Raw genomic sequence first — 23,768 nt, forward strand, 5'->3', positions numbered from 1 at the left:
CAGGGCCACGCCATCGGCGCCGGCTTCCAGCTCGCCCTGGCCTGCGACCTGCGGGTGGTCGCCGACGACGTGCAGCTCGCCATGCGCGAGACCAGCCTGGGCCTGGTGCCGGACCTCGCCGGCACCTCGCCGCTCGTACGGCTGGTCGGGTACGCGCGGGCGCTGGAGATCTGTGCCACCGGCCGGTTCGTGTATGCCGAGGAGGCGGTCCGCGCCGGCCTCGCCTCCATCGCCGTCCCCGGCGACGAGCTCGACGCCGCCGCCCGGGACCTGGCCGAGGCGCTGCTGGGTGCCCCGGAGGCGGCGCTGCGGGAGCTGAAGCCGCTGCTGCAGTCCGCGGTGCACGCCACGCCGGGGGAGCAACAGCGCTCGGAGCGGGAGGCCCAGGCCCGCCTGCTCACCGCGAGGGTGCGCGGAGGTGGGAAGCAAGCCTGACCCCGCGGTGTTGTCGGACCCGACGAGGATGATGGAGGCACGTGGTCCCGCGGGTTGCGGGAGGGCGCGTGCAGAGCGGAGAGCACATGTCGATGTCGGGCTGGATGATGATGCGGTCGCTGACCCGCGACTCCTCGGTGGCGCAGCGCAAGCTGGCCCCGGGCACGGGCAAGCGGGTGCTCGGCTACGCCCGGCCCTACAAGCGGGCGATCGCCGTGTTCCTGGTCCTCGTCGTCATCGACGCCGCCCTCGTCGTGGCCACGCCGCTGCTGATGGGGCAGATCGTCGACAAGGGCGTCATCCCCAAGAACTCGGCCGTGGTCGTCGGCCTGGCACTCGTGGTGGCCGCGCTGGCGGTGGTCGACGGCTTGCTGGGCCTGGTCGAGCGGTGGTACTCCTCGCGGATCGGTGAGGGGCTCATCTACGACTTGCGCACCGAGGTCTTCAGCCACGTGCTGCGCCAGCCGATCGCGTTCTTCACCCGGGCGCAGACCGGCGCGCTGGTCAGCCGGCTCAACAACGACGTCATCGGCGCGCAGCAGGCGTTCACCTCCACCTTGTCCGGTGTCGTGAGCAACGCCGTCTCGCTGGTCTTCATCGTCATCGCCATGGCCACCCGCTCCTGGCTGCTGACGCTGCTCTCGCTCGCGCTGCTGCCGTTCTTCCTCGTCCCCGCCCGGATGATGGGCAAGAAGCTGGCCGGCCTGGCCCACGAGCAGATGGGCCTCAACGCCGAGCTCGGCACCCGCATGACCGAGCGGTTCAACGTGGCCGGGGCGCTGCTGGTCAAGCTGTTCGGCCGACCGCACACCGAGGACGAGCAGTTCGCCGAGCGGGCCGGGCAGGTACGCGACATCGGCGTGCGGATCTCGCTCAACCGCGCCGTGTTCTTCGTCGGGCTGACCCTGGTCGCCTCCCTCGCGACGGCGATGGTCTACGGCGTCGGCGGCGTGATGGCCGTCAACGGCGGGCTGACCGTCGGCACGCTGCTCGCGCTCGCCGCGCTGTTGGGCCGCCTCTACGGCCCGCTGACCGCCCTGTCCAACGTGCGCGTCGACGTGATGACCGCGCTGGTCTCCTTCGAGCGCGTCTTCGAGGTCCTCGACCTCGAGCCGCTGGTCAAGGAGAAGCCGGAGCCCGTTGCGCTGGAGCGCCGCCCGGTCGCGGTGGACTTCGACCACGTGGCGTTCGGCTACCCCTCGGCCGACCAGATCTCCCTGGCGTCGCTGGAGCAGGTGGCCTCCGGCGACCGCCGCGGCGGGGAGACGGTGCTCAAGGACGTGACCTTCCACGCCGCCCCGGGCGAGCTCGTGGCGCTGGTCGGCCCCAGCGGCGCCGGCAAGACGACGATCACCTCGCTGGTCGCCCGGCTCTACGACCCCACCTCCGGTGAGGTGCGCCTGGACGGGGTCGACCTGCGCGACGCCAGCCTGGAGTCGGTGCACGACGTCGTCGGCGTGGTGACGCAGGAGGCGCACCTGTTCCACGACACCATCCGCGCCAACCTCGCCTACGCCCGGCCCTCGGCCACCGAGGCCGAGATGGTCGAGGCGCTGCGCGCGGCCCAGGTGTGGGACCTGGTCTCGCAGCTGCCCGAGGGGCTGGAGACGGTCGTCGGCGACCGCGGGCACCGGCTCTCCGGTGGCGAGAAGCAGCGCCTGGCCATCGCCCGGCTGCTGCTCAAGAGCCCCGGCCTGGTCGTCCTCGACGAGGCGACCGCCCACCTCGACAGCGAGTCCGAGGTGGCGGTGCAGCGCGCGCTCGACACCGCGCTGCACGGCCGGACCGCGCTGGTCATCGCCCACCGCCTGTCCACGGTGCGTGGGGCCGACCAGATCCTCGTCGTCGAGGCCGGCCGGATCGTCGAACGCGGCACCCATCTGGAGCTGCTGGCCAAGGGTGGCCTCTACGCCGACCTCTACACGACGCAGTTCGCCGACCAGGGGTCAGTCGCCTGACCCGTCCTCATTGAGCGCGACGTGGCGCGCGAGACCCGGGCTCCTCGGCCAACGCTGGCCGCTGCCGCCCCGCGCCGGAAGCTAGAGCGCTCGGGTGGACCCGCCGTCGACGGTGACCATGGCGCCGGTCATGTACGACGCGGCGGGCGAGGCGACGAACGCGGCGACCCGGCCCACCTCCTCGGGCTGGCCGTAACGGCGCAGCGGGATGTGCTGCTCGCGCTCGCGGCGGGTGCTCTGCGGGCGGCCGGTCGCCTCGTCGAGCTCGCGGACCCGGTCGGTGTCGATCCGGCCCGGCAGGATCGCGTTGACCCGGGCGCCCCGTGGGCCGAACTCGTCGGCCAGGGTCTTGGCGGCCATGGCCAGCCCGGGCCGCAGGCCGTTCGACAGCGCCAGCCCGGGCAGCGGCGCGCGCACCGAGGTCGACAGGACGAACGTGATGCTGACGCCCTCCTGGGTGCTGGTGGCCAGCGTGGCGCGGGCCAGCCGCAACGGGCCGAGGAAGACCGACTCGAACGCCGAGCGCCATACCTCGTCGCTGATGTCCTCGACCGCCCCGTGCGGGGGTCCGCCGACGCTGATGACGGCTCCGTCGATCCGGCCGTAGCGCGCCATCGCGGCGGCCACCAGCGCGTCGGCGGTCGCCGGTGCCGCAAGGTCCCCGGCGATCCCGATCGCGTGGTCCGGGCCGCCGAGCCGGGCGGCGGCCCCGGTGACCGCGTCCTCGTCGCGGGCGCACAGCACGACGCGGGCGCCCTCGGCCACGAGCACCTCGGCGGTGGCGAAGCCCAGCCCCCGTGAGGCCCCGCTGACGACGTACACCCGGTCCCTCAGCCCCAGCTCCATGGGCTCATCGTGCCCGAGGAGGCGCCGCACGGCGCGCAGGCGCCCCAGCCCGCGGCCGGCGCACCGTCGCTGACCCATCGCCGACGCGCCGGCCGCGGGTTCCGGGCAGCGGCATCTGATCCGCGGCGTGCGCTCAGCGGTCGAACACCGACCAGCAGATCTCGTTGCGCAGCTGCTGGTCGTCGAGGACGAGCTCGCGAACCTCCTCCGGGAGCTGGTCGCGCTGCCACCGGCACTCGTGCCGCCCTGCGGCCTCGGCCTCACCCGGCGGTGCGGCAGCTCGCGCGGCCTTGATCGCATAGGCGGCCGCACCGAGCTCGTGGGCGGCGACGTGGGCCACGACCCCGGTCTGGCCGGCAGCGTAGGCGGCATGTCGTGCTGCCCCCTGCAGGTCGCGCGCCGCGCCCATGGCGCGGCCGCCCGCCGCGCGGGCCTGCATCATCGTGACCTCCTCGCGCGCCCAGGCGCGGGCCTGCTCGATCGCTTGACGCGGTCGGGGGTCGTCAGGCCGGGCCGACTCGAAGAGGGGCAGGACGTGCTCGGCGCAGGCCGCCGCCCACAGTGCGAGGAGCTGGTGGTCGGGGTCGGTGAGGGTCCCACCGCGGCGGATCGTCACGAGGCGCGGGTCCCGGGCCTTCGGCAGGATCATGCTGGGCTGCCGTGGGCGGTGCGGCTCACGCGTCCTCCTCGTCCCAGATCCGCACCTTCTTCTGCTTCGGCTGCGGCGGCAGGCCCGCGGCGACGGCCTGCTGCTCGGCCGCCTCGCGCCGGATGCCGACCCCGACGAGGACGAAGCCGGCCACGCCGAACAGCCACCACTGGAAGGCGTAGGCCAGGTGTGGACCCTCGTCGGTGTCCGGCGCGGCCAGGGGCGTGGCCCGGGCGATGGGCTCGGAGGAGGCCGACTGCTCGGACTTGACGATGAGGTAGCCGCCGTAGAGGTGCGCGCCGGTCGCCTGCGCGGCCTCGGGCAGGTTGATCGACGCGAGCTGCCCGGCCGGCATCTCCTTGTGCAGGCTCGGCTCGCCCTGGCGCAGCCAGCCGGTCACCGTCACCGTGCCGGTCGGGGTCGCGGGGATGTCCGGGCGCGACGCCGCGGTCTGGGCGTTGTCGATCCAGCCTCGGTCGACGAGGAGGGCGCCGCCGGGCACCTGCAGCGGCACGACCACCTCGTAGCCGTAGTTGCCGTTGTTGGGCCGGTTGCGCACCAGCTGCAGCCCCTGGGCGTCGTAGGTGCCGGTCACGCGCACCGGTGTCCACTCCTCCGCCAGCGGCAGCGGCGCCCCCACGTCCGGCAGGGCCCTGCCCAGCGGCTCGGGCGCGGCCGTGTAGTGCGAGGTGATCCTGTGCGCCTTGGCGTGCGCGGTGACGTGCCGGCCCCACTGCCACCGCCCCAGGTAGAAGCAGGCGAGGGCGAACACGGCAGCGGCCGCCAACGCGGCCAGCCACCGACGGGTGAGGAGCACCTTCAGCACGTCTTGACGTTACCCGGCATACCCTTGGGGACATGACGAGCCTCCCGATGCCTCAGGTACGCCCGACCGGGCTGCCCGACACCTTCGGGCGGGTGGCGACCGACCTGCGCGTGTCCGTGACCGACCGGTGCAACCTGCGCTGCACCTACTGCATGCCGGCCGAGGGGCTGCCGTGGCTGCCCAAGCCGGAGATGCTCACCGACGCCGAGCTGCTGCGCGTCATCGGCATCTTCGTCGGGCTGGGGGTGCGCCAGGTGCGCCTCACCGGGGGTGAGCCGCTGCTGCGCCGCTCCCTGGTCGAGGTCGTCGCCGGTATCGCGCAGATGTCACCGCGGCCGCAGATCGCCATGACCACCAATGGTGTCGGGCTCGACCGGCTCGCCGCACCCCTGGCCGACGCCGGCCTGGACCGGGTCAACGTCAGCCTCGACACGATCGACCCCGCCGAGTTCCAGGCGCTCACCCGACGCGACCGGTTCGCCGACGTGGAGAAGGGCCTCAAGGCGGCGGCCAACGCCGGGCTGACGCCGGTCAAGGTCAACGCCGTCGCGATGCGCGGGGTCAACGACCACTCCGTCGCCGACGTCCTGCAGTGGTGCGTGGACCGCGGCTACAGCCTGCGCTTCATCGAGCAGATGCCGCTGGACGCCCAGCACTCCTGGGAGCGCACCGAGATGGTCACCGCCGACGAGCTGCGGCAGCGGCTCTCCGAGCGGTTCACCCTGACCCCGCTGCCCTCGGCCGAGCGCGGCAGCGCCCCCGCCGAGCTGTTCCTCGTCGACGGCGGCCCGCAGACGGTGGGGGTCATCGCCAGCGTCACGGCGCCGTTCTGCGCGGCCTGTGACCGGGTCCGGCTGACCGCCGACGGCCAGGTGCGCAACTGCCTCTTCGCCCAGGGCGAGGTTGACCTGCGCGGCCCGCTGCGCGACGGCGCCTCCGACGAGGAGCTGGCCGAGCTGGTGCGCGGGGAGATGTGGCGCAAGGCCCGTGGCCACGGCATCGGCAAGCCCGACTTCCACCAACCGGACCGGCCGATGTCCGCGATCGGCGGCTGAGCGCAACCACTCGCTGCCGCTGGTCACCGCCCGGTTGCCGACGTCATGAACCAGCACAGCGACCAGCGGCTCGCGGGTGCTCACGCCTCGTGCAGCCAGGGCGCGAAGCTCAGGCCCACCAGGACGCCGTCAGGCGTCTGCAACCGCGCGACCACCTGGCCCCAGGGCTCCGTCTTGGCCGGGTGCAGCAGGGTGTAGCCCCGCGCCTCCAGCTCCCGGGCCGCGGCCTGGACGTCGTCCACCTCGAACTCGATGCTGGCTTGCGGCACGGGGTGGGTGTCGGGCCAGGACGCCTGGCCGAAGCACGCCATGGCGGCCTCGGCGAGGGGCCACACCCCGAAGTGCCTCGTGCCCGCCACCGCCTCGGAGAAGACGTAGTCCGAGTCCTCGGCGCCGGCCGGTTGCAGCGGCAGGCCCAGGGCATCGACGAACAGGCGTCGGTCCTCGACCGGGTGGGCGCTGATGACCGAGACGCTGGCGACGAAGCGGATGTCCATCCCCCCATGATGGGCCGGGCCACGGACACCGCCGGGGTGTCAACAGACACGAGAGCGCGGCTCGCGAGTCAGACGGTCTCGTCGGTCAGCTCGCCGACCGGCACGACGTCCTTGAGGAACCCGCGCACGCTGAGGAACTCGCCCAGGGTCGCCCGGTGCTCCTCGCAGGCCAGCCAGGTCTTGCGCCGGTCCGGGGTGTGCAGCGAGGGGTTGTTCCACAGCAGTCCGTAGGCCGCGTCCGCGCGGCAGCCCTTGGCGCTGCAGACCAGCCGCCCGGCATACCCGTCCGCAGCGCCCACGGCCCCCGGCAGGCTCACCGCTGGTCCTCGGGACGCTCCCGGATCTGGCGTTGGTCCGCCGGGGGGACCGGGGCGACCGTGCCGGCGGCGCGGGCCCGGGTCGCGTTGGCCATCACGACGGCGACGTAGGGCAGGACGACGGCTCCGGCCACGAGGGTCCAGCCGACGACCGTCCAGTGGAGCACGACGATGGCCAGCACGGAGAGCAGGAAGCAGACGGTGCGGATGCCCATCGAGATCAGGTAGCGGCGCATCCGCTCGCTCTGGTCGTCGCGAAGCGACTCCGGGGCACTGGTGACGGAGTAGACCGGGTCCTGGGGGTGACCGCTTCGCCGTCTCACCCCTTCACGATACGTCGCAGCCGATGCGGCGTACCCACCGGTAGTGGACTAGGTTCCGAACGAACCCGGCTCACCCGACCAGTGGAGGACACCACCCATGGCCGACCCGCGCAACGTGCTCGTCACCGGAGGAAACCGGGGCATCGGCCTGGCCATCGCGCGGGCGTTCGCGGAGGCGGGCGACAACGTCGTCATCACCAACCGCTCCGGCGACGCCCCCGAGGGCCTGCGTGCCGTGAAGTGCGAGGTCACCGACACCGCCTCCGTCGACGCCGCCTTCGCCGAGGCGGAGGAGCTGCTCGGCGGGCCGGTGGAGGTGCTCGTCGCCAACGCCGGCATCACCCGCGACACGCTGCTGATGCGCATGAGCGACGAGGAGTTCGACTCTGTCATCGACACCAACCTCGCCGGGGCGTTCCGCTGCGCCCGGCGGGCGAGCAAGGGCATGATCCGCCTGCGCAAGGGCCGGATCGTGTTCATCTCCAGCGTGGTCGGGCTCTACGGCTCGCCCGGCCAGACCAACTACGCCGCCAGCAAGGCCGGCCTGGTCGGCCTCGCCCGCTCGATCTCGCGCGAGCTCGGCGGCCGGGGCATCACCGCCAACGTCGTGGCGCCCGGCTTCATCGAGACCGACATGACCGCCGAACTGCCCGAGGACCGCAAGAAGGCCTACCTGGCCACGATCCCGGCCGGGCGCTTCGCGACGCCGGCCGAGGTCGCGGCGGCGGTGCGCTTCGTCTCCTCGGACGACGCGGCCTACATCACCGGCGCGGTCATCCCGGTCGACGGCGGCCTGGGCATGGGCCACTGACGCCCGGGCGCCCACCGATCCCGCACACGAGAGAGAGCAACGACGCAATGGGAATCCTCGAGGGCAAGAAGCTGCTCGTCACCGGAGTCCTCATGGACTCCTCGATCGCCTTCCACGTGGCCAGGCTCGCCCAGGAGCAGGGCGCCGAGGTCGTGCTGACCTCCTTCGGTCGCACCATGAAGATCACACAGACGATCGCCCGGCGGCTGCCCACCACGCCCCAGGTGATCGAGCTCGACGTCACCAACCAGGAGCACCTCGACACCCTCGCCGAGCGTGCGGGTGAGGTCCTCGGCAGCCTCGACGGCGTGCTGCACTCGATCGGCTTCGCCCCGCAGGGCGCGTTCAACTTCCTCGAGGGCACCTGGGACGACGTGGCCACGGCCATGCACGCCTCGGCCTACTCGCTCAAGGCGCTCGCCGTGGCCACCATGCCGCTGATGAGCGAGGGCGGCAGCGTCGTCGGGCTGACCTTCGACGCCAAGTTCGCCTGGCCGGTCTACGACTGGATGGGCGTGGCCAAGGCCGCGTTCGAGGCGACCAGTCGCTACTGCGCCCGCGACCTCGGGCCCAAGGGCGTGCGGGTCAACCTTGTCTCGGCCGGCCCGATCCGCACCACCGCAGCCAAGTCGATCCCCGGGTTCGAGCAGTTCGAGCAGACCTGGTCCGAGCGGGCCCCGCTGGGCTGGGACATCAACGACCCGGCCCCGGCCGCGAAGGCCTGCGTCGCGCTGCTGTCCGACTGGTTCCCCGCCACGACCGGCGAGATCGTCCACGTCGACGGCGGCGTCCACGCGATGGGGCAGTGATCCCGCGCAGGTAATCCGCTTGCACGGCCGCAGCATGGTCCGCCATGCTGCGGCCGTGATCATTTCTCCCTCGCGCTGACCTGACGCGCGTCGCCGCGGTGCCCTCAGAGCCCGCCTGCCGACCCGTCCGTCCGCGCTCACGCCGATCCACGACCCGTTCGATCCTGCGTGAGGGAGCCGCCCATGTTGCGCGCTGTTTCGCTGTCCAAGCACTACGACCTCGAGCCGCTCTTCGAGGACCTCGACCTGACGTTGAGCCCCGGTGACCGGGTGGGCCTCGTCGGCCCCAACGGCACCGGCAAGTCCACCTTGATGCGCCTGCTCGCCGCGGTGGAGGAGCCCACCTCCGGGGCCGTGGTGCGCTCACCCGGCCTCACCGTGGGCTGGCAGGCCCAGGAGGCCCCCGACCCCGGTATGCCGGTCACGCAGTTCGTCCTCTCGGGTGCGCCGCAGTGGGCGGCGGCGCGGGAGCGGATGCACGCGCTGGAGGCCGGGTTGGCCTCCGGAGCGTCCTTTGGTGCGGCCGCCGGAGATCGCACCGCCGACCGGGCGATGGCCGAGTACGCTTCCGCCGTCGAGGTGTTCGAGTCCCTGGGCGGCTGGACGACCCTCGCCCGGCTGGAGCAGGTGCGCTCCCGCCTCGGCGTCGCGACGGAGGCCGGGATCGCCGGCGACCGCCCGATGGGCTCGCTCTCCGGCGGCGAGCAGTCCCGCGTGATGCTCGCCCGGCTGCTGGTCACCGACCCCGACGTGCTGCTCCTGGACGAGCCGACCAACCACCTCGACGCCGAGGGCCGGGCCTGGCTGGGCGATTACCTGGCCTCCTTCCGGGGTGCGGTGCTCGTGATCTCCCACGACCGGCGCTTCCTCGACCGGGCGGTCAACCGCGTGGTGGAGCTGGACGGGATCGCGTCGGGGCTGCAGGACTACCCGGGGTGCGGCTACACGGCATACCGGGTGGAGAAGCAGCGGCGCTGGGAGCGGCTGCTGCTGGACTTCGAGGCGCAGGAGAAGTACCGCCGTGCGCTGGCCGAGGACATCGAGCGGACCAAGGAGTACGCCCGCGGCGTCGAGGTCGCCAACCCGCGCAACCCCTCGGCGCGGCGGCTGGCCCGCAAGGTGGCGCGCAAGGCGCTGTCGCGGGAGCGACGGCTGGCCCGGCAGATGCAGGCGGCGTCGTGGATCGCGCAGCCGCAGACCCGGCCCACGCTGGCCATGCGGTTCGAGGTGGGTGACGGCGAGGCACCGGAGACCCTGGCCGACGTGTCCGGCCTGGACGTCGCGGCGGGGGAGCGGGTCGTCGTGCGCGACGCGTCGCTGCGGGTGCGCCGGGACGACCGGATCCTGCTCTCCGGTGCCAACGGCGCGGGCAAGACCAGCCTTCTGCGGGCGCTCACCCCGCTGCTGCGCGGCGCCGCGGTGCTGCCCCAGACGCACGAGCACCTGCCGACGGGGATCAGCGCGCTCGAGCTGTTCCGCCGGGAGGTGCCGATGTACCTCGAGGAGGCCGAGGAGGTGCTGGCGGGGTTCCTGTTCGACGCCCACGACCGGGATCGGGCCGTCGGCGACCTGTCGGTCGGCCAGGTGCGGCGGCTGCTGATCGCCACGCTGGTCAACACCCCCAGCCGGGTGCTCGTCCTGGACGAGCCGACCAACCACCTCGACTTCGACTCCCTGGAGGTCGTCGAGGCGGCGCTGGCGCAGTACCGCGGGGCGCTGCTGGTGGTCAGCCACGACGAGGAGTTCGCGCAGCGGGTGGGGCTGCAGCGCCGGTGGCAGGTCGTGGACGGGCGGCTGGAGGCCGCCGCCTGACCGCCGGTGGCGGCCGGGTGAGGGGTGGCGCCCAGCCGCCACCTGACCGCCGGTGGCGGCTGGGCGAGGGGCGGCTAGAGTCCGCCGCATGACTTCTGCCGCCGCGGTGTCAGCCACCGAAGTGCGTGTCCTCGAGGGCCCCAACCTCTACTTCGCCCAGCCGGCCATGAAGGTCATCCTGCAGGTGCCCGGATACCTTGCCGCGCCCGAGCCGGCGCTGCGCGCACTGGCTGCCCGGGTGGGCCTGAAGGGTGCCCGTCCGGGCGCGCCGGACTCCGAGCAGCGGCAGCGGTTCGTCATGCGGTTCACCACGGCCGTGGTGCGCCGGGTCGCGGCCGAGTCCGGGACGGCGCGCCTGAGCGTGCGCGCCCGGACCGGCGGCAGCCGCCAGGAGATCGTCGTGGCCTTCCCGTGGCGGCGGCGCGGCCGTGGCCTGGCTCTCGGCGAGGCGCTCGCGCCGGTGCTCACCGCACTGCTCGACCCCGACGAGGCGGTCGGCGACGAGGCGGTGGCCGGGGTCATTGCCGCGGTGACCGCGGCCGACCCCGGCGACAAGCCGAACGTCGTCACCCCGAAGGTGCCGGTCGCCTCGATCACCGGCACCAACGGCAAGACCACGACCACGCGGCTGCTGGCGCACATCGGCATGACGGCCGGCTTGCGCACCGCCTGGAGCTCCACCGACGGCGTCGTTGCCCAGGGCGAGATGGTCGAGCCGGGCGACTACTCCGGCCCAGCCGGTGCCCGCACCGTGCTGTCCACGCCGGGGGTGCAGCTCGGCATCCTCGAGACCGCCCGCGGCGGGATGCTGCTCAAGGGCATGGGCGTCTCGGCCAACGACGTCAGCGTCGTCACCAACGTCTCGGCCGACCACCTCGGCCTGCAGGGCATCGACACCATCGACCAGCTCGCCGAGGTCAAGGCCATCGTCACCCAGGCCACCCGGCCCGAGGGCTGGGTGGTCCTCAACGGCGACGACCCGCGCGTGTGGGCCATGCGCGCCCGGATCAAGGCCCGGCCGTGGGCGTTCAGCCTCGACCCCGACTCCCCGGCGCTGCGGGAGTCCCTCGCCGCCGGTGGCCGCGGGGTGACCGTGCTCGACGGTGACATCGTCGTGCTGCACCCCGGCGCCGACCCCGACCACCTCGCCGCGATCCTCGACGTGCCGGTGACCCTGTCGGGCCTGTCCGAGCACAACATCGCCAACGCCCTCGCCGCCACCGCGGCCGCGCTCGGGCTCGGCCTGCCGCGCCAGGCCGTCATCGAGGGGCTGCGCACGTTCGCGCCCGACCCGGCCCACAACCCCGGCCGGATGAACGTCTACACCTACCCGCTGCCGGGCGGCGGGGCGGCCACGGTCATCGTCGACCTGGCCCACAACGAGGCCGGGCTCGAGGCGCTGCTGCGGGTGTGCGACGGGCTGCGCGTGCCCGGTGGCATGGTCCACCTTGGCCTGGGCACGGCCGGGGACCGCACCGACGACCTGCTGCAGTCCCTGGGCGAGCTGGCCGGGCGCCGCGCCGACACCATCGCCGCGGTGCACAAGGAGCACTACCTGCGCGGGCGCACCATGGAGGACCTCGAGACCCAGCTGCGCATCGGCCTGTCCCGCGTGGGGGTCGCCGAGATCGACTCGCACTCCACCGAGCTGGACGGCCTCAAGGCGCTCGTCGCGCGCGCCTCGGACGGCGACGTCGTGGCCGTGATGTGCCACTCCGACCGCGTCCTTCTCGACGCGTGGCTGACCGAGGAGGGCGCCACCCCGGACGACGCGATGGCCATCCGCCGCAAGGTCGTCGCCGCCCGCGGCGAGCACGAGCAGGAGGCAGCGATCGCTGCCCTCTGGGAGCGCGAGGACGACCGGGTCCGTATCGCGGACGCCCAGGCGCTGCTGTCGGTGCACCCCGGCGACGCGCGCCTGCTGTTCGAGCTGGGCGGGACGTTCGATGCGGCAGGGCAGGAGGCCGAGGCGGTCGGCTACTACGAGCAGGCCCTGGCCGCCGGGCTGCGCGAGCCGCACCGGCACCGGGCCGAGATCCAGCTGGCCTCCAGCCACCGGGCGCTGGGCAACCCCCGGGCTGCCCTGGAGATCCTCGACCGGCTCGCCGAGCAGCGGCCCGGCAGCACCGCGGTCATCGCCTTCCGGGCGCTGGCGGCGTTCGATGCGGGCCGGGCCGGGGCGGCGGTGGCCGACCTGGTGGACGCCCTGCTCGCGCACTCCGGCGACCCCGACGGCGAGGCCTACCGCGCTGCGCTGCACCGCTACGCCGCCGAGCTGCGCTGAGCCGGGGGCGTCGGCCCGCGAGCGGGGCGCCGCCCCGGAAATTCCTCTGCAGGTGAGGGCCGGCCGGCCCTAGGGTCAACCCATGCTCGAGCACGAACAGCGCCAGGTGATCGTCCGCGACGCCGTCCCCGCCGACGGGGCAGCGGTCGCGGACATCTTCCTGGCGGCGCGGCATACCGCCATGCCGTGGCTGTGGTCGCCGCGCACCGAGGAGGAGGTGCGCCGGTGGTTCGGCGGGCTGCCCGAGCGCACAGACGGGCGGGTGCTCGTGGCCGAGCGGGACGGCACCGTGGTCGGCTTCGCCGAGGTGCTGCAGGGCGAGCTGAACCACCTGTACGTCGACCCGCACGCCCAGGGTGGCGGTGTGGGCGCGGCGCTGTTCGCCCGCGCCACCGAGCTGGAGCCGGGAGGCTTCGAGCTGTGGACGTTCCAGCGCAACGCCAGGGCGCGGGCGTTCTACGCGGCCCGCGGGTGCGCCGAGCTGTACGAGACCGACGGCGCCGAGAACGAGGAGCGGGAGCCCGACGTCAGGATCGCCTGGGCTCCCGCCTGAGTCCTCAGGCCTCGGCGCTGGCCGCTGCCTCGTCGCCGGCCGCCTGGGCTGCCTCGTGCAGCTCGGCCGGGTCGAGGTCGGGGTCGCCGGCCACCTCGGTGCTGTGCGCGCCGGCCTGGGCGTGCTGGGTCAGCGCCTCCAGCTCGGCCAGCACCACCGGGTGCTTGTCGACGCAGAGCACCACGAGGTCGCCGGGGTTGGCCCGGGCCATGCAGTGCCGCACCGCGTCGAGCTCCTCGGTGACGATCTCGACCTGCTTGCAGCGCACGCCGTCCTGAGCCATCCGCGCCCGGACGCCCTCGGCGACCAGCTCGGCGGCCACGCCCTTCTCGCGCCCGCGCAGGTGGGCGTCCTCGCGCACCACGATGACGTCGAAGTGGTCGGCCGCGATGGCGCCGAGCTCACGCATGTCCTCGTCGCGGCGGTCGCCGGCGGCGCCGATCATGCCGATCCGCGAGGACTTGCCCAGGTCGGCCTGCCCGGTCTTCTGCTCGGCGTACGACTCCACGAAGTCGCCCAGCATCCGCATGCCTGGCGCGTTGTGGCAGTAGTCGACCACGACGTCGACGCCGCGCACGTCGAGCAGGTTCATCCGTCCGGGGGAGAGGTAGTACGACGTGGTGAAGGTGCGCAGGCCCTGGCGGATGTCGTGCAGCGGGGCGCCGGCGGCGAACGCGGCACCGGCAGCGGCCAGGGCGTTGGCGACGTTCATCTTCGCGGCGCCGCCGAACGTGGCCGGCAGCAGGTGGGTCCAGGCCAGCTGCATCGCGCGGCGGCCGTGGCGGATGACGATCATGTCGCCCTTGTCGGTGGGCTCGAGCACCACGGCCCGGCCACCGCGGCGGCACTGCTCGTCGATGAACTCGCGCACCTTGCTGCCGGGCGGCTCCATCGAGAACCACACCACCGAGCCGGAGCAGCGCCGGCGCATGGCCCGCACCAGCTCGTCGTCGGCGTTGAGCACGGCGAAGCCGTCCCGCGGCACGGCCTCGACGACGACGGCCTTGACGTCGGCGAGCTGTTCGAGGGTGTCGATGCCTCGCATGCCGAGGTGGTCGGGGGCGACGTTGGTGACGACGGCGACGTCGTTGCGGTCGTAGCCCAGGCCCTCGCGCAGGATGCCGCCCCGGGCGACCTCCATGACCGCGAAGTCGACGCGCGGGTTCTGCAGCACCATCCGGGCCGACTTCGGGCCGGATGCGTCGGCCTTGATGACGAGGCGCTCGTCGATGACCACGCCGTCGGTGGAGGTCATGCCGACCTTGCGGCCCAGGCCCTTGAAGATGTGGGAGATCATCCGGGCGGTCGTCGTCTTGCCGTTGGTGCCGGTGACCGCGACGATCGGCACCCGCGAGGGGGCGCCGGGCGGGAACAGCAGGTCCACCACCGGCTAGGCGATGAACTGCGGCTCGCCGACAGTGGGGTGGGTGTGCATCCGGAAGCCGGGCGCGGCGTTGACCTCGCAGATCGCGCCGCCGGTCTCGCGCACCGGGGAGGCGATGTCGGGGCAGATGAAGTCGATGCCGGCGACGTCGAGCCCGATCATCCGGGCCGCCTCCTCGGCGATCTCGACGTTGTCCGGGTGGGCCTCGAAGGTGCGGTCCACGGAGATGCCGCCGGTGGACATGTTGCCGGTCAGCGCCAGCTTGACCATCTCGCCGGCCGGGGGGACGTCGTCCATGCCGAAGCCCTGGCTGCGCACCAGGTCGACCGCGGCGTCGTCGACCTTGAGCTTGGTGAGCACCTTCTCGTGGCCCACGCCGCGGCGCGGGTCGCTGTTGGTGATCTCGACGAGCTCGGCCACGGTGTGCTCGCCGTCGCCGAGGACGTGGGCGGGCACCCGCTCGGCGATGGCCTGCATCCGGCCGCCGATGATGAGGCAGCGGTAGTCGCGCCCGGTCACGAACGTCTCGACGATGACCGACCCGCGCCGGGACTCGCCCTGGGCCACGGGGAACGCCTCGCGCACCGCGTCGGCGTCCTGCAGGTCCAGGCACACGCCGCGGCCGTGGTTGCCGTCCAGCGGCTTGACCACGACGGGGTAGCCGATCCGCTCCGCGACCGCGACCGCCCGCTCGACCGATCGGACCGCCTCCGAGCGGGGGACCGGCAGACCGGCGGAGGCCAGCAGCCGGGTGGTCAGCTCCTTGTCGCCGGCGATGTCGACGGCCAGCGCCCCCGTCATCGAGGTCATCGTGGCGCGGATCCGCTGGGCGTGGACGCCCTGGCCGAGCTGGACGAGGGAGTACTCGTTGAGCCGGATCCAGGGGATGTCTCGGCTGACCGCCTCCTCCAGGATCGCTGCGGTCGAGGGCCCGAAGGCCAGGCGCTGGACCCGGCGCAGGAAGGCGTCCATCTCCTCGGCGAAGTCGAAGCCGTCCTCGGGCTCGACGAGGTGGTTGACCAGCCGCACCGCCAGCCGGCCGGCGTCGAGGCCGACCCGCTCGTCGGTGTAGGCGTAGATGACGTTGTAGACCCCGCGGCGGCCCTTGACCTGGCGGGTCTTGCCGCGGCGCAGGTCGTGCCCGGCCTCCTGCTGCAGCTGCAGTGCGATGTGCTCGGTGACGTGGCCCAGCCACGTGCCCTCCCGCAGCCGCTCGACGAAGCCGCCGCGGACCCCGCGCGAGCAGGTGTGCCGCTCCAACCCCGGCAGGAGCTCGAGCAGCTGGTCGGTGAAGCCCTCGAGGGCGTCGGTGGGGTAGTCCTCCAGGATCCCCAGGTCGACGGTGAGGTGGATGGCTGGCTCGTAGGACCACACGTTCGGCCCGCGGTAGACCCGCGACTCGACGATGCTCAGGTCGGGCTTGGCGGGGCCGGAAGGGGTCGGACGGTCGGTGGCCACAGGGCCCTCCTCGAGTGGTGCGGTGGTCAGTCGCGCACGGTAGCCGTCACCTGCTTCCTGCGCCCGCCGGCCGCCTCCGCCGCCTGCTTCGACGCCACCGTCTTCGGGGCTGCAGGGCTGTCCGGGTGCTGCTCGGCGAAGTCCGTGAGGGTCGCCGTGTGCAGGTCGAACGTAGCGCCGGCCGGAAGGGCGTGCACCACCGCCCCGGACACGAGCAGCGGGGCGTCCCGCCGGGCCTCGTGCGCGTCGGTGATCGCGTGCCGGGCATCGACCACGAGCACCGCTCCGGAGCCGAGCACGGTCAGGTGCCGGCCGTCGCTGACCTCCACCGCTGTGTCCTCGTCGATGCCCATGCCGAGCAGGTTCGGCGAGCTCGCCACCAGCGACAACAGCCGCCCGTAGCGGGAACGCTGGTCGAAGTGCTGGTCGACGATGACGTCGGGCAGCAGGCCCAGTCCCGCGGTCAGCTGGCTGGTGCGCTGGCGCGGGGTCACGCCCTCGTCGCCCAGGGAGATCATGAACTGGCTCATGATCGAGGCCCCCGCGGAGGTGCCCGCGACGACCGCGCCGCGCTGGTGGGCCCGGGCGATCGCCTCGCCGAGCGGGGTGCCCACGAGGTACTGGCTGAGCTTGAGCTGGTTGCCGCCGGTCATGAACACGCCGGTGGCGCGGTCGAGCGCCGCCACGAGCTCGGGGTCGTCCGCCTCCAGCCGGGAGCCGGGGTTGACCGTGGCGACGTCGGTGACCCCGAGCCGGTGGAACAGGCCGGAGTAGACCTCGACGGCCTCCTCCTGGATCGAGGAGGCCGTTGGGACGATGACGAGGCTGGCCTTGCGGCCGCCGGCGAGGCGGACGAAACGGCGCAGGATCGTGACGCGGCCGTGCTTGTCCTCGGCCCCACCGATGATCAGCAGGGCGGTGCGTGCAGCGGGTTCCATTGCCGGAGTCTAGAAGCCACGGGCCGCAGCACGCGGCACCGACCCCGGCGCGTCACCCGGACCGACCGCGCCCCCGCGCCCGGTTCGTCCCGGTATGCCGTGTCTCCCGGCGCGACGTCACCGCCCGCGTGCTGTTGGGTGTGCCCATGCATCCTGTCGTCGCGGACCTGACCACCGGCCACCTGCGCGCCCTCGACGCCGCCCTGCCCGGGGCGTGCCTGGGCCTCTACCTCACCGGGTCGGTTGCCGCCGGCGACTTCCACCCGCACACCAGCGACGTCGACGCGGTGGTCGTCCTCAGCGAGCAGCCGTCAGACCCGTTGAAGCTCAAGGCGATCCACCACAGCATCGCCGGCCCGCCGGCATACGACGTGGTCTATGTGACGCCCGCGGACCTGGCGGGCGACCCCGGGGCGGTGACCCGCGCGCCCGGCACCCTGGACGGGCAGTGGCGCGAGGGGCCGCTGCGCGCGCACGTCTCGCCGGTCACCTGGGCGGAGATGGCGCGGCATGCCCTGCCGGTGCGGGAGTGCCCCGGCCTCGTCGTCGACGACGACCACGACCGGCTCGTGGCGTTCACCCGGCGCAACCTCGAGGACTACTGGGCCCCGCTGGTGGACCGGATGGACGTGACGGTGGCGGCGGGCGAGGTGCCGGCAGGCGAGGCCTCGGCGGGCGAGTCGGCGGGCCCGGCGGCCACGCCGCAGGAGATCGCCGACACCATCGTGTGGACGGTGCTCGGCCTGCCACGGCTGCACGCCCTGCTCGTGACCGGGCACGTCGTGTCCAAGACCGCGGCGGGGCAGTACGCGCTGGAGCAGTTCCCCGAGTCCGCCGAGCTGGTCCGCCGGTGCCTGCGCTCGCGGGCGGGGGAGGACGTGGCGTTCGCCGCAGGCGACGCCGCCGGTGTGGTGGAGCTCGGCCGGGCGGTGCTGGAGTCGGCGCGCGTGCTGCCCGACCCGGCCCCAGCGGTGCCCGACCCCGACCTGGTGGCCCGGACGCCCGAGCCCGCCTAGCGCGGGACCGCCGGCGCGGGGGTGGTCAGTCCGTCGGCCTCGTCGGCGTCCTCGATCTCCTCGCGGGTGATGCCGAGCAGGTAGAGCACGGCGTCGAGGTAGGGCACGTTGACCGCGGTGTCGGCCTGCTCGCGCACGATCGGCTTGGCGTTGAAGGCGATCCCGAGCCCCGCGGCGGCCAGCATGTCGAGGTCGTTGGCGCCGTCGCCGATGGCCACGGTGCGCGAGAGCGGCAGCCGCTCCTGGGCGGCGAAGCGCCGCAGGGCGTCGGCCTTGCCCTCGCGGTCGACGATCTCGCCGACCACGTTGCCCGTGAGGACGCCGTCGACCACCTCGAGCCGGTTGGCGTGCGCGTGGTCGATGCCGAGCTCCTCGGCGAGCGGGCCGACGACCTCGATGAACCCGCCGGAGACCACGGCGACGGTGAACCCGAGGCGCTTGAGGGTGCGCACGAGGGTGCGGGCGCCGGCGGTGAGCCGGACCGCCGCGCGCACGTCGTCGAGGACGCTCTCGGGCAGGCCGGCCAGGGCCTTGGTGCGGGCGCGCAGGCTCTCGGCGAAGTCGAGCTCGCCCCGCATGGCGGCGGCCGTGACCTCGGCGACCTCCTGCTCGCGGCCGGCGTGGGCGGCGAGCAGCTCGATGACCTCGTCCTGGATCAGGGTGGAGTCGACGTCCATGACGACCAGGCGCCGGCCCCGGCGGGCCAGGCCGCTGGGGGAGACGGCGATGTCCACACCGCGGACCGCGGCCTCGATGGCCAGCTCCCGGCGCAGCGCCGCGACGTCGGCGCCGGAGATGTCGAACTCGACCGTCGTCACGGGGTAGCGGGACAGCCGGCGGATGCGGTCGATGTTGGCGCCGTGGGCGGCGATCCGGGCGGTGACCGCCGCCACCGCGCTGGCGAGCAGCGGCGCACCGAGCACGACGACCGCCGCCCGGCCACCGCGGCGCGGCGCGTTGTCACCGACGCCCCCGGCGACGGCCACCTGCATCCCGAGCTCGCCGGCAACGTCGCTGACCACCGAACGCAGGCGCTCGTCGTGGGGCCCGGCCGCGAGCAGCAGCGCCAGCGTCAGGTGCCCCCGGACGACGACCTGCTCGAGGTCGAGCACCTCGGCGCCCACGTCGGCGATGGCGTCGAACAGGGCACTGGTGACACCCGGGCGGTCGTCACCGGAGACGGTGACGAGCAGGGTGCTGGGCGCGGTCTCGGACACCCGGCAAGGCTAGCGACGCGTCTCAGCCTGCATTCTTCTGGTCTCGCCATGCGACCAGGTCACGCAGCGGCGCCAGGTCGTAGCGCGGGCCGCCGATGCCGACGGTGAACAGGCGCGTGCCCACGGCATACAGGCTCTCGGCACTGCTGTCCGGGTGCTGGGCACTGACCCCGGCGGACCGCTCGATGGCGAGCGGGTCACGGCCGGCCTTGTCGCACCACTGGTCGAGCACCTCGTGCTTGTGCGCGACGGTCGCCGCGTCGCCGAAGCCGTGCCAGATGTCGGCCTGCTCGGCCACGATCCGCAGCGTCTTGCGCTCGCCGCCGCCGCCGACGAGGACCGGGATGTCGCGGGTCGGCGCCGGGTTGAGCCTGGCCCAGCGCTCCTTGATCAGCGGCAGGTCGCGGTCGAGGGCGTCGAGGCGGCCGCCGGCGGTGCCGAACTCGTAGCCGTACTCGTCGTAGTCCTTCTCGAACCAGCCCGAGCCGATGCCCAGGATGAGGCGGCCGTCGCTGACGTGGTCGACGGTGCGGGCCATGTCGGCCAGCAGCTGCGGGTTGCGGTAGGAGTTGCAGGTCACCAGGGCGCCGATCTCGACCCGCTCGGTGGCCTCGGCCCACGCGCCGAGCATCGTCCAGCACTCGAAGTGCTTGCCCTCGGGCTCGCCGTAGAGCGGATAGAAGTGGTCCCAGTTGAAGACGACGTCCGCGCCGATCTCCTCGGCCTCGGCGACGGCCCGGCGGATCTCGGCGTAGTCGGCGTGCTGCGGCTGGAGCTGCACCCCGACCCGGGCGGGGCGGGGGTCGGTTGCGGCGACGGACGTGGTGGTGACGGGGTTGGTCACTGGGGGATCTCCTGGTACTTGCCGACGACGACGATGCCGGACTCGGTCACGACGAAGCCGCGGCGGCGGTCCTCGTCGTGGTCGACCCCGATGCTGACGCCCTCGGGCACGACGACGAACTTGTCGATGATCGCGCGGCGGATGGTGGCGTTGCGGTGCACCTCGACCCCATCCAGCAGGACGCTGTCGGTGATCGTGGCGTAGCTGTGGACGTGGACCTGGGGGGACAGGACGGAGTTGACGACCTTGGCGCCGGAGACGACGACGCCGGGTGAGACCGCCGACTGCACCGCCTCGCCGACGCGGCCCTTGGAGCCGTGGACGAACTTCGCCGGCGGGAACGGGCCGTAGTCGGTGAAGATCGGCCACTCGTAGTTGTAGAGGTTGAAGACCGGGTGGATCGAGACGAGGTCCATGTGCGCCTCGTAGTAGGAGTCGATCGTCCCGACGTCGCGCCAGTAGCCGTGGTCGCGCGGGGTGGAGCCGGGCATCGGGTTGTCCTTGAAGTCATAGACCCACGCCGAGCCCAGGTTGACGAAGTCCGGCACGATGTCGCCGCCCATGTCGCGCTTGCTGCCCTCGCGCCCGGCGTCGCGGGTGACCGCGTCGACGAGGACGTCGGCGTCGAAGACGTAGTTACCCATCGAGGCCAGCACCTCCTCGGGGGAGTCGGGCAGTCCCTCGGCGTCGGACGGCTTCTCGCGGAAGGCCTTGATCCGGCGCGGGTCCGTGCCGTCGACCTCGATCACGCCGAACTGGTCGGCCAGGGCGATCGGCTGGCGGATCGCCGCGACCGTGACGCCCGCGCCGGTCTCGAGGTGCTGCTCGACCATGTGGCTGAAGTCCATGCGGTAGACGTGGTCGGCGCCCACCACGACGACGATGTCGGGCTGCTCGTCGTGGATGAGGTTGAGGCTCTGGTAGATCGCGTCGGCGCTGCCGAGGAACCATTGCTTGCCGAGCCGCTGCTGCGCCGGCACCGGGGTGACATAGTTGCCCAGCAGGTTGGACATGCGCCACGTCTTGGTGATGTGCCGGTCGAGGCTGTGCGACTTGTACTGCGTCAGCACGACGATCTTGAGGTAGCCGCTGTTGACGACGTTCGACAGCGCGAAGTCGATGAGGCGGTAGATGCCGCCGAACGGCACGGCGGGCTTGGCCCGGTCGGCCGTGAGCGGCATCAGGCGCTTGCCCTCCCCGCCGGCCAGGACGATCGCAAGGACCTTGGGGTGACCCGACCGCTTCGCCATGGGCCGACCATACGGCCGCGGGGCTGTCGCGGCGACCCCGTCCCGGGACTACGTTGGCAGCGTGCGAGTCGATATCCTCAGCAAGGAGTACCCGCCGCAGATCTACGGGGGCGCCGGGGTCCACGTGTCCGAGCTCGTGCGCGCGCTGCGCTCGCGGGGGGACATCGACGTCCAGGTCCGCTGCTTCGGCCCGCCGCGGGACGAGCACGGCACCTTCGGCTACGCCGACCTGTCCGAGCTCGGCGGCGCCAACCCCGCGATCCGCACGCTTGGCGTCGACCTGGCCATGGCCAGCGACTGCGTCGGCGCGGACCTGGTCCACTCGCACACGTGGTACGCCAACATGGGCGGTCACCTCGCCTCGCTGCTCGCCGGGGTGCCTCACGTCGTCACGGCCCACAGCCTGGAGCCGCTGCGGCCGTGGAAGGCCGAGCAGCTCGGCGGTGGGTATGCCGTGTCCTCCTTCGCCGAGCGGGTCGCCTACGAGTCGGCCGCGGCGGTGGTCGCGGTCAGCGCGGGCATGCGGGCGGATGTGCTCAAGAGCTACCCGTCGGTCGACCCGGCCAGGGTGCACGTGGTGCACAACGGCATCGACTCCGAGCTGTGGAAGCCGGACACCACCGACCTGGCCCGCGACGTCGTGCGCAAGCACGGGGTGGACCCCGACAAGCCGTCGGTGCTCTTCGTCGGGCGGATCACCCGCCAGAAGGGGCTGCCCTACCTCATGCGCGCGTGCGCGCAGCTGCCGCCGGAGGTCCAGGTGGTGCTCTGTGCCGGCGCGCCGGACACCCCGGAGATCCAGCACGAGGTGGAGGACCTGCTCGAGGCACTGCGGCGCACCCGCACCGGCGTGGTGATGATCGCCGAGATGCTGCCGCGCTCGGAGGTCGTGGCCCTGCTCACCGCGGCGACGGTGTTCGCCTGCCCGTCGGTCTACGAGCCGCTCGGGATCGTCAACCTCGAGGCGATGGCCTGCGAGACCGCAGTGGTCGCCACCGCCACCGGCGGCATCCCCGAGGTGGTCGTGGACGGGGAGACCGGCTGGCTGGTGCCGATCGAGCAGGTGGACGACGGCAGCGGCGTCCCCGTCGACCCGGACCGGTTCGTCGCCGACCTGGCCGCGGCGCTCACCGAGGCGGTGTCGGATCCCACGCGGGCGGCGGCGTTCGGCCGGGCCGGGCGGGCGCGCGCCGTCGAGCACTTCTCCTGGTCCTCGATCGGCGACCAGACGCTGGCGGTCTACCAGTCCGTCCTCGCCTGACCCCAGCTTCGTGACCCACCCTGCAGCCATCGCCGCCACGGGTGGCCCGGTTGCCGCCCGCCCTCGGTCGTGACGGCCATCGTGACGGTCAGACCGTCGTGATCACGACGGTCTGACCGTCACAACCCCCGTCACGACGCGCCAGTCGCCGGGCTCGCGGGGTCATGCCCTGCGCAGCGCCATCGCGGTGACCGTCCTCGGGCTGGCAGCCAGTGCCAGGTAGGTCCGCTCGACCTGGGCCAGCACCTCGCGCGGTCGTCGCCGGATCATCCGCGGGGTGAAGGCGAGGCAGGTGATTCCGTGTTCGGCATACCGGCTGTCTCCGGCCACGGTGACTCCCACTCCTCGACGTCGAAGTGGTGTTGCCTCGAGTGGACCATCAGCGCCATCGCCACGTCGTCGAGCCAGCCGTCCGGAGTCAGTAGCGCCACGCCGCGCGCCGAGGTCAGTCGGGGGTTGGCCCACACCTCTGGCAGCACCGGTGATGTGGCCAGGAGGGAGAGCAGCTCCGCCTCGGGCACCGACCAGACGCCGGTTGCCGCCGTCTCGATGGCTCGTTGGGCCTTGCGTCGGCCGAGAGTGCCTCCCAGCGCGAGCCAGTGGCTGAGGTCGGGCAACGTCACGACCCTGCGCTGCACCGCCTCGATGACGACCGCATCGACCCGGTCCTGTGTCGGGAGGCGTCGGGCGGTGTCGATGGCCGCCCGGGCCGGGCTGCTGATGCGCAGGCACAGGTCGGAGCGCACCTGAGGGTCGACGAGCACCGACCGGCGGACCGCCACCCGGCCGAACGAGCGCTCGCCGCAGCGGCGAGGTGTCACGAACCACAGCCGGAGATCTCGGGCGCACGATGGCAGGCCGTACCAGGTCAGGGCTCCGGAGCCGGTCAGCGCTGCCTCGGGACCGGCATACAGGGCCGCGGCAAGCAGCTGCCGGCGCTCATCGAGAGGGCCCGTGAACGTCTGCACCACGCCTGGCATTGCCATCCGCCAGGAGCGACCGAGCCGCCAGCGCAGAGCGGACTCCGAAGCCTGGTGTGTTCGCAGCTGGGCAAGGCTGACGAGGCCGAGCTGCTCGTCGATGAGGGCGTTGATGTCGTCGGCGGCTCCCATGCCCGCCACTGTCCGGCCTCAACACCAGGCGGAGCAGCGCCCGTGCGTGGCCTGTGGATCGTGGGCCTCGGGAGCACCCCCCATGTGGACAGCGGGTTCATCGGTCGTGCCGG

Annotated in this window: 23 protein-coding genes; 10 read left to right on the top strand and 13 right to left on the bottom strand. The window is 73.1% G+C overall.

Annotated elements, in window-relative coordinates:
* The coding region (locus ACXVGS_RS11395; RefSeq protein WP_458536967.1) for an enoyl-CoA hydratase/isomerase family protein at positions 1 to 435 on the top strand (435 nt) is incomplete at its 5' end.
* Between the two features lie 86 nt (positions 436 to 521).
* Positions 522 to 2,393, top strand: a complete 1,872-nt coding sequence (locus ACXVGS_RS11400) for an ABC transporter ATP-binding protein (protein ID WP_458532356.1) — start codon at positions 522 to 524, stop codon at positions 2,391 to 2,393.
* Between the two features lie 81 nt (positions 2,394 to 2,474).
* Here the strand turns inward: ACXVGS_RS11400 and ACXVGS_RS11405 are convergent, their stop codons facing one another.
* The 3 genes from ACXVGS_RS11405 to ACXVGS_RS11415 form a co-directional block, all read right to left on the bottom strand.
* Positions 2,475 to 3,239, bottom strand: coding sequence for an SDR family oxidoreductase (locus tag ACXVGS_RS11405; protein WP_458529506.1), 765 nt, complete (start codon positions 3,237 to 3,239; stop codon positions 2,475 to 2,477).
* A gap of 133 nt (positions 3,240 to 3,372) precedes the next feature.
* Positions 3,373 to 3,888, bottom strand: a complete 516-nt coding sequence (locus ACXVGS_RS11410; RefSeq protein ID WP_458532352.1) for a putative immunity protein — start codon at positions 3,886 to 3,888, stop codon at positions 3,373 to 3,375.
* 25 nt (positions 3,889 to 3,913) lie between these two features.
* Positions 3,914 to 4,714, bottom strand: a complete 801-nt coding sequence (locus ACXVGS_RS11415) for an SURF1 family cytochrome oxidase biogenesis protein (RefSeq protein WP_458529508.1) — start codon at positions 4,712 to 4,714, stop codon at positions 3,914 to 3,916.
* Between the two features lie 32 nt (positions 4,715 to 4,746).
* Here ACXVGS_RS11415 and moaA point away from each other — a divergent pair, with 32 nt between their 5' ends.
* Complete coding sequence (moaA, locus tag ACXVGS_RS11420) at positions 4,747 to 5,769, top strand: GTP 3',8-cyclase MoaA (RefSeq protein ID WP_458529509.1); 1,023 nt, start codon at positions 4,747 to 4,749, stop codon at positions 5,767 to 5,769.
* Positions 5,770 to 5,849: 80 nt separating this feature from the next.
* On the opposite strand, the gene ACXVGS_RS11425 is transcribed toward moaA, so the two are convergent.
* From ACXVGS_RS11425 to ACXVGS_RS11435, 3 genes are all read right to left on the bottom strand, one after another.
* The gene (locus ACXVGS_RS11425) at positions 5,850 to 6,266 is read right to left on the bottom strand and encodes a VOC family protein (RefSeq protein ID WP_458532354.1); all 417 of its coding nucleotides are present in this window, start codon (positions 6,264 to 6,266) and stop codon (positions 5,850 to 5,852) included.
* A gap of 68 nt (positions 6,267 to 6,334) precedes the next feature.
* Positions 6,335 to 6,583, bottom strand: coding sequence for a hypothetical protein (locus tag ACXVGS_RS11430; protein ID WP_425465305.1), 249 nt, complete (start codon positions 6,581 to 6,583; stop codon positions 6,335 to 6,337).
* A complete protein-coding gene (locus tag ACXVGS_RS11435; RefSeq protein ID WP_458529511.1) occupies positions 6,580 to 6,906 on the bottom strand; it encodes a DUF3099 domain-containing protein in 327 nt (108 codons plus the stop codon). The genes ACXVGS_RS11430 and ACXVGS_RS11435 overlap by 4 nt, the downstream gene beginning before the upstream one ends.
* Before the next feature lie 97 nt (positions 6,907 to 7,003).
* On the opposite strand from ACXVGS_RS11435, the gene fabG reads away from it, so the two are divergent.
* From fabG to ACXVGS_RS11460, 5 genes are all read left to right on the top strand, one after another.
* Complete coding sequence (fabG, locus tag ACXVGS_RS11440; protein WP_458529512.1) at positions 7,004 to 7,717, top strand: 3-oxoacyl-ACP reductase FabG; 714 nt, start codon at positions 7,004 to 7,006, stop codon at positions 7,715 to 7,717.
* A 47-nt stretch (positions 7,718 to 7,764) separates the two neighbouring features.
* Complete coding sequence (gene fabI, locus ACXVGS_RS11445) at positions 7,765 to 8,526, top strand: enoyl-ACP reductase FabI (RefSeq protein WP_458529513.1); 762 nt, start codon at positions 7,765 to 7,767, stop codon at positions 8,524 to 8,526.
* Positions 8,527 to 8,709: 183 nt separating this feature from the next.
* Complete coding sequence (locus tag ACXVGS_RS11450; RefSeq protein ID WP_458529514.1) at positions 8,710 to 10,338, top strand: ABC-F family ATP-binding cassette domain-containing protein; 1,629 nt, start codon at positions 8,710 to 8,712, stop codon at positions 10,336 to 10,338.
* Positions 10,339 to 10,426: 88 nt separating this feature from the next.
* Entirely contained in the window at positions 10,427 to 12,622 is a 2,196-nt protein-coding gene (locus ACXVGS_RS11455) for a tetratricopeptide repeat protein (RefSeq protein ID WP_458529515.1), read from the top strand.
* Positions 12,623 to 12,704: 82 nt separating this feature from the next.
* Positions 12,705 to 13,175, top strand: a complete 471-nt coding sequence (locus tag ACXVGS_RS11460) for an N-acetyltransferase family protein (protein WP_458529516.1) — start codon at positions 12,705 to 12,707, stop codon at positions 13,173 to 13,175.
* A 4-nt stretch (positions 13,176 to 13,179) separates the two neighbouring features.
* Here the strand turns inward: ACXVGS_RS11460 and ACXVGS_RS11465 are convergent, their stop codons facing one another.
* Genes ACXVGS_RS11465 through ACXVGS_RS11475 form a run of 3 tightly spaced genes read right to left on the bottom strand, consistent with a single transcriptional unit; the run spans position 13,180 to position 16,955 of the window.
* Positions 13,180 to 14,562, bottom strand: coding sequence for a Mur ligase family protein (locus ACXVGS_RS11465; RefSeq protein WP_458538174.1), 1,383 nt, complete (start codon positions 14,560 to 14,562; stop codon positions 13,180 to 13,182).
* A 3-nt stretch (positions 14,563 to 14,565) separates the two neighbouring features.
* On the bottom strand, positions 14,566 to 16,017 hold the full coding sequence (locus ACXVGS_RS11470) for a cyanophycin synthetase family protein (RefSeq protein WP_458536969.1): 1,452 nt from the start codon (positions 16,015 to 16,017) through the stop codon (positions 14,566 to 14,568).
* A 26-nt stretch (positions 16,018 to 16,043) separates the two neighbouring features.
* Positions 16,044 to 16,955, bottom strand: coding sequence for a cyanophycinase (locus ACXVGS_RS11475; protein ID WP_458529518.1), 912 nt, complete (start codon positions 16,953 to 16,955; stop codon positions 16,044 to 16,046).
* Between the two features lie 146 nt (positions 16,956 to 17,101).
* Here ACXVGS_RS11475 and ACXVGS_RS11480 point away from each other — a divergent pair, with 146 nt between their 5' ends.
* Positions 17,102 to 17,971 (top strand): nucleotidyltransferase domain-containing protein, encoded by an 870-nt coding sequence (locus ACXVGS_RS11480; RefSeq protein WP_458533455.1) that lies wholly within the window; start codon positions 17,102 to 17,104, stop codon positions 17,969 to 17,971.
* Here the strand turns inward: ACXVGS_RS11480 and serB are convergent.
* The 3 genes from serB to glgC are packed head-to-tail and all read right to left on the bottom strand — an operon-like array spanning position 17,968 to position 21,282.
* The gene (serB, locus tag ACXVGS_RS11485) at positions 17,968 to 19,188 is read right to left on the bottom strand and encodes a phosphoserine phosphatase SerB (RefSeq protein ID WP_458529520.1); all 1,221 of its coding nucleotides are present in this window, start codon (positions 19,186 to 19,188) and stop codon (positions 17,968 to 17,970) included. The genes ACXVGS_RS11480 and serB overlap by 4 nt on opposite strands.
* Positions 19,189 to 19,210: 22 nt before the next feature.
* Entirely contained in the window at positions 19,211 to 20,032 is an 822-nt protein-coding gene (locus tag ACXVGS_RS11490) for an LLM class F420-dependent oxidoreductase (RefSeq protein ID WP_141788469.1), read from the bottom strand.
* Positions 20,029 to 21,282, bottom strand: a complete 1,254-nt coding sequence (gene glgC / locus ACXVGS_RS11495; RefSeq protein WP_458529521.1) for a glucose-1-phosphate adenylyltransferase — start codon at positions 21,280 to 21,282, stop codon at positions 20,029 to 20,031. Before glgC ends, ACXVGS_RS11490 begins: the two co-directional genes overlap by 4 nt.
* Before the next feature lie 61 nt (positions 21,283 to 21,343).
* Here glgC and glgA point away from each other — a divergent pair, with 61 nt between their 5' ends.
* Positions 21,344 to 22,543 carry a glycogen synthase gene (gene glgA / locus ACXVGS_RS11500; protein ID WP_458529522.1) on the top strand — a complete coding sequence of 400 codons (1,200 nt, stop codon included), beginning with the start codon at positions 21,344 to 21,346 and terminating at the stop codon, positions 22,541 to 22,543.
* 266 nt (positions 22,544 to 22,809) lie between these two features.
* On the opposite strand, the gene ACXVGS_RS11505 is transcribed toward glgA, so the two are convergent.
* Complete coding sequence (locus ACXVGS_RS11505; RefSeq protein WP_458536970.1) at positions 22,810 to 23,655, bottom strand: hypothetical protein; 846 nt, start codon at positions 23,653 to 23,655, stop codon at positions 22,810 to 22,812.
* Positions 23,656 to 23,768 lie beyond the last annotated feature (113 nt).

The sequence above is a fragment of the Oryzihumus sp. genome (assembly GCF_054325275.1).

What these genes read in the sequence shown, in the direction of transcription:
- ACXVGS_RS11400 (WP_458532356.1), top strand. Translation starts at nt 522, where the DNA reads ATGTCGATGTCGGGCTGGATGATGATGCGGTCGCTGACCCGCGACTCC.
- ACXVGS_RS11405 (WP_458529506.1), bottom strand. Translation starts at nt 3,239, where the DNA reads ATGGAGCTGGGGCTGAGGGACCGGGTGTACGTCGTCAGCGGGGCCTCA.
- ACXVGS_RS11410 (WP_458532352.1), bottom strand. Translation starts at nt 3,888, where the DNA reads ATGATCCTGCCGAAGGCCCGGGACCCGCGCCTCGTGACGATCCGCCGC.
- moaA (WP_458529509.1), top strand. Translation starts at nt 4,747, where the DNA reads ATGACGAGCCTCCCGATGCCTCAGGTACGCCCGACCGGGCTGCCCGAC.
- ACXVGS_RS11425 (WP_458532354.1), bottom strand. Translation starts at nt 6,266, where the DNA reads ATGGACATCCGCTTCGTCGCCAGCGTCTCGGTCATCAGCGCCCACCCG.
- fabG (WP_458529512.1), top strand. Translation starts at nt 7,004, where the DNA reads ATGGCCGACCCGCGCAACGTGCTCGTCACCGGAGGAAACCGGGGCATC.
- fabI (WP_458529513.1), top strand. Translation starts at nt 7,765, where the DNA reads ATGGGAATCCTCGAGGGCAAGAAGCTGCTCGTCACCGGAGTCCTCATG.
- ACXVGS_RS11450 (WP_458529514.1), top strand. Translation starts at nt 8,710, where the DNA reads ATGTTGCGCGCTGTTTCGCTGTCCAAGCACTACGACCTCGAGCCGCTC.
- ACXVGS_RS11455 (WP_458529515.1), top strand. Translation starts at nt 10,427, where the DNA reads ATGACTTCTGCCGCCGCGGTGTCAGCCACCGAAGTGCGTGTCCTCGAG.
- ACXVGS_RS11460 (WP_458529516.1), top strand. Translation starts at nt 12,705, where the DNA reads ATGCTCGAGCACGAACAGCGCCAGGTGATCGTCCGCGACGCCGTCCCC.
- ACXVGS_RS11475 (WP_458529518.1), bottom strand. Translation starts at nt 16,955, where the DNA reads ATGGAACCCGCTGCACGCACCGCCCTGCTGATCATCGGTGGGGCCGAG.
- ACXVGS_RS11480 (WP_458533455.1), top strand. Translation starts at nt 17,102, where the DNA reads ATGCATCCTGTCGTCGCGGACCTGACCACCGGCCACCTGCGCGCCCTC.
- glgC (WP_458529521.1), bottom strand. Translation starts at nt 21,282, where the DNA reads ATGGCGAAGCGGTCGGGTCACCCCAAGGTCCTTGCGATCGTCCTGGCC.
- ACXVGS_RS11505 (WP_458536970.1), bottom strand. Translation starts at nt 23,655, where the DNA reads ATGGGAGCCGCCGACGACATCAACGCCCTCATCGACGAGCAGCTCGGC.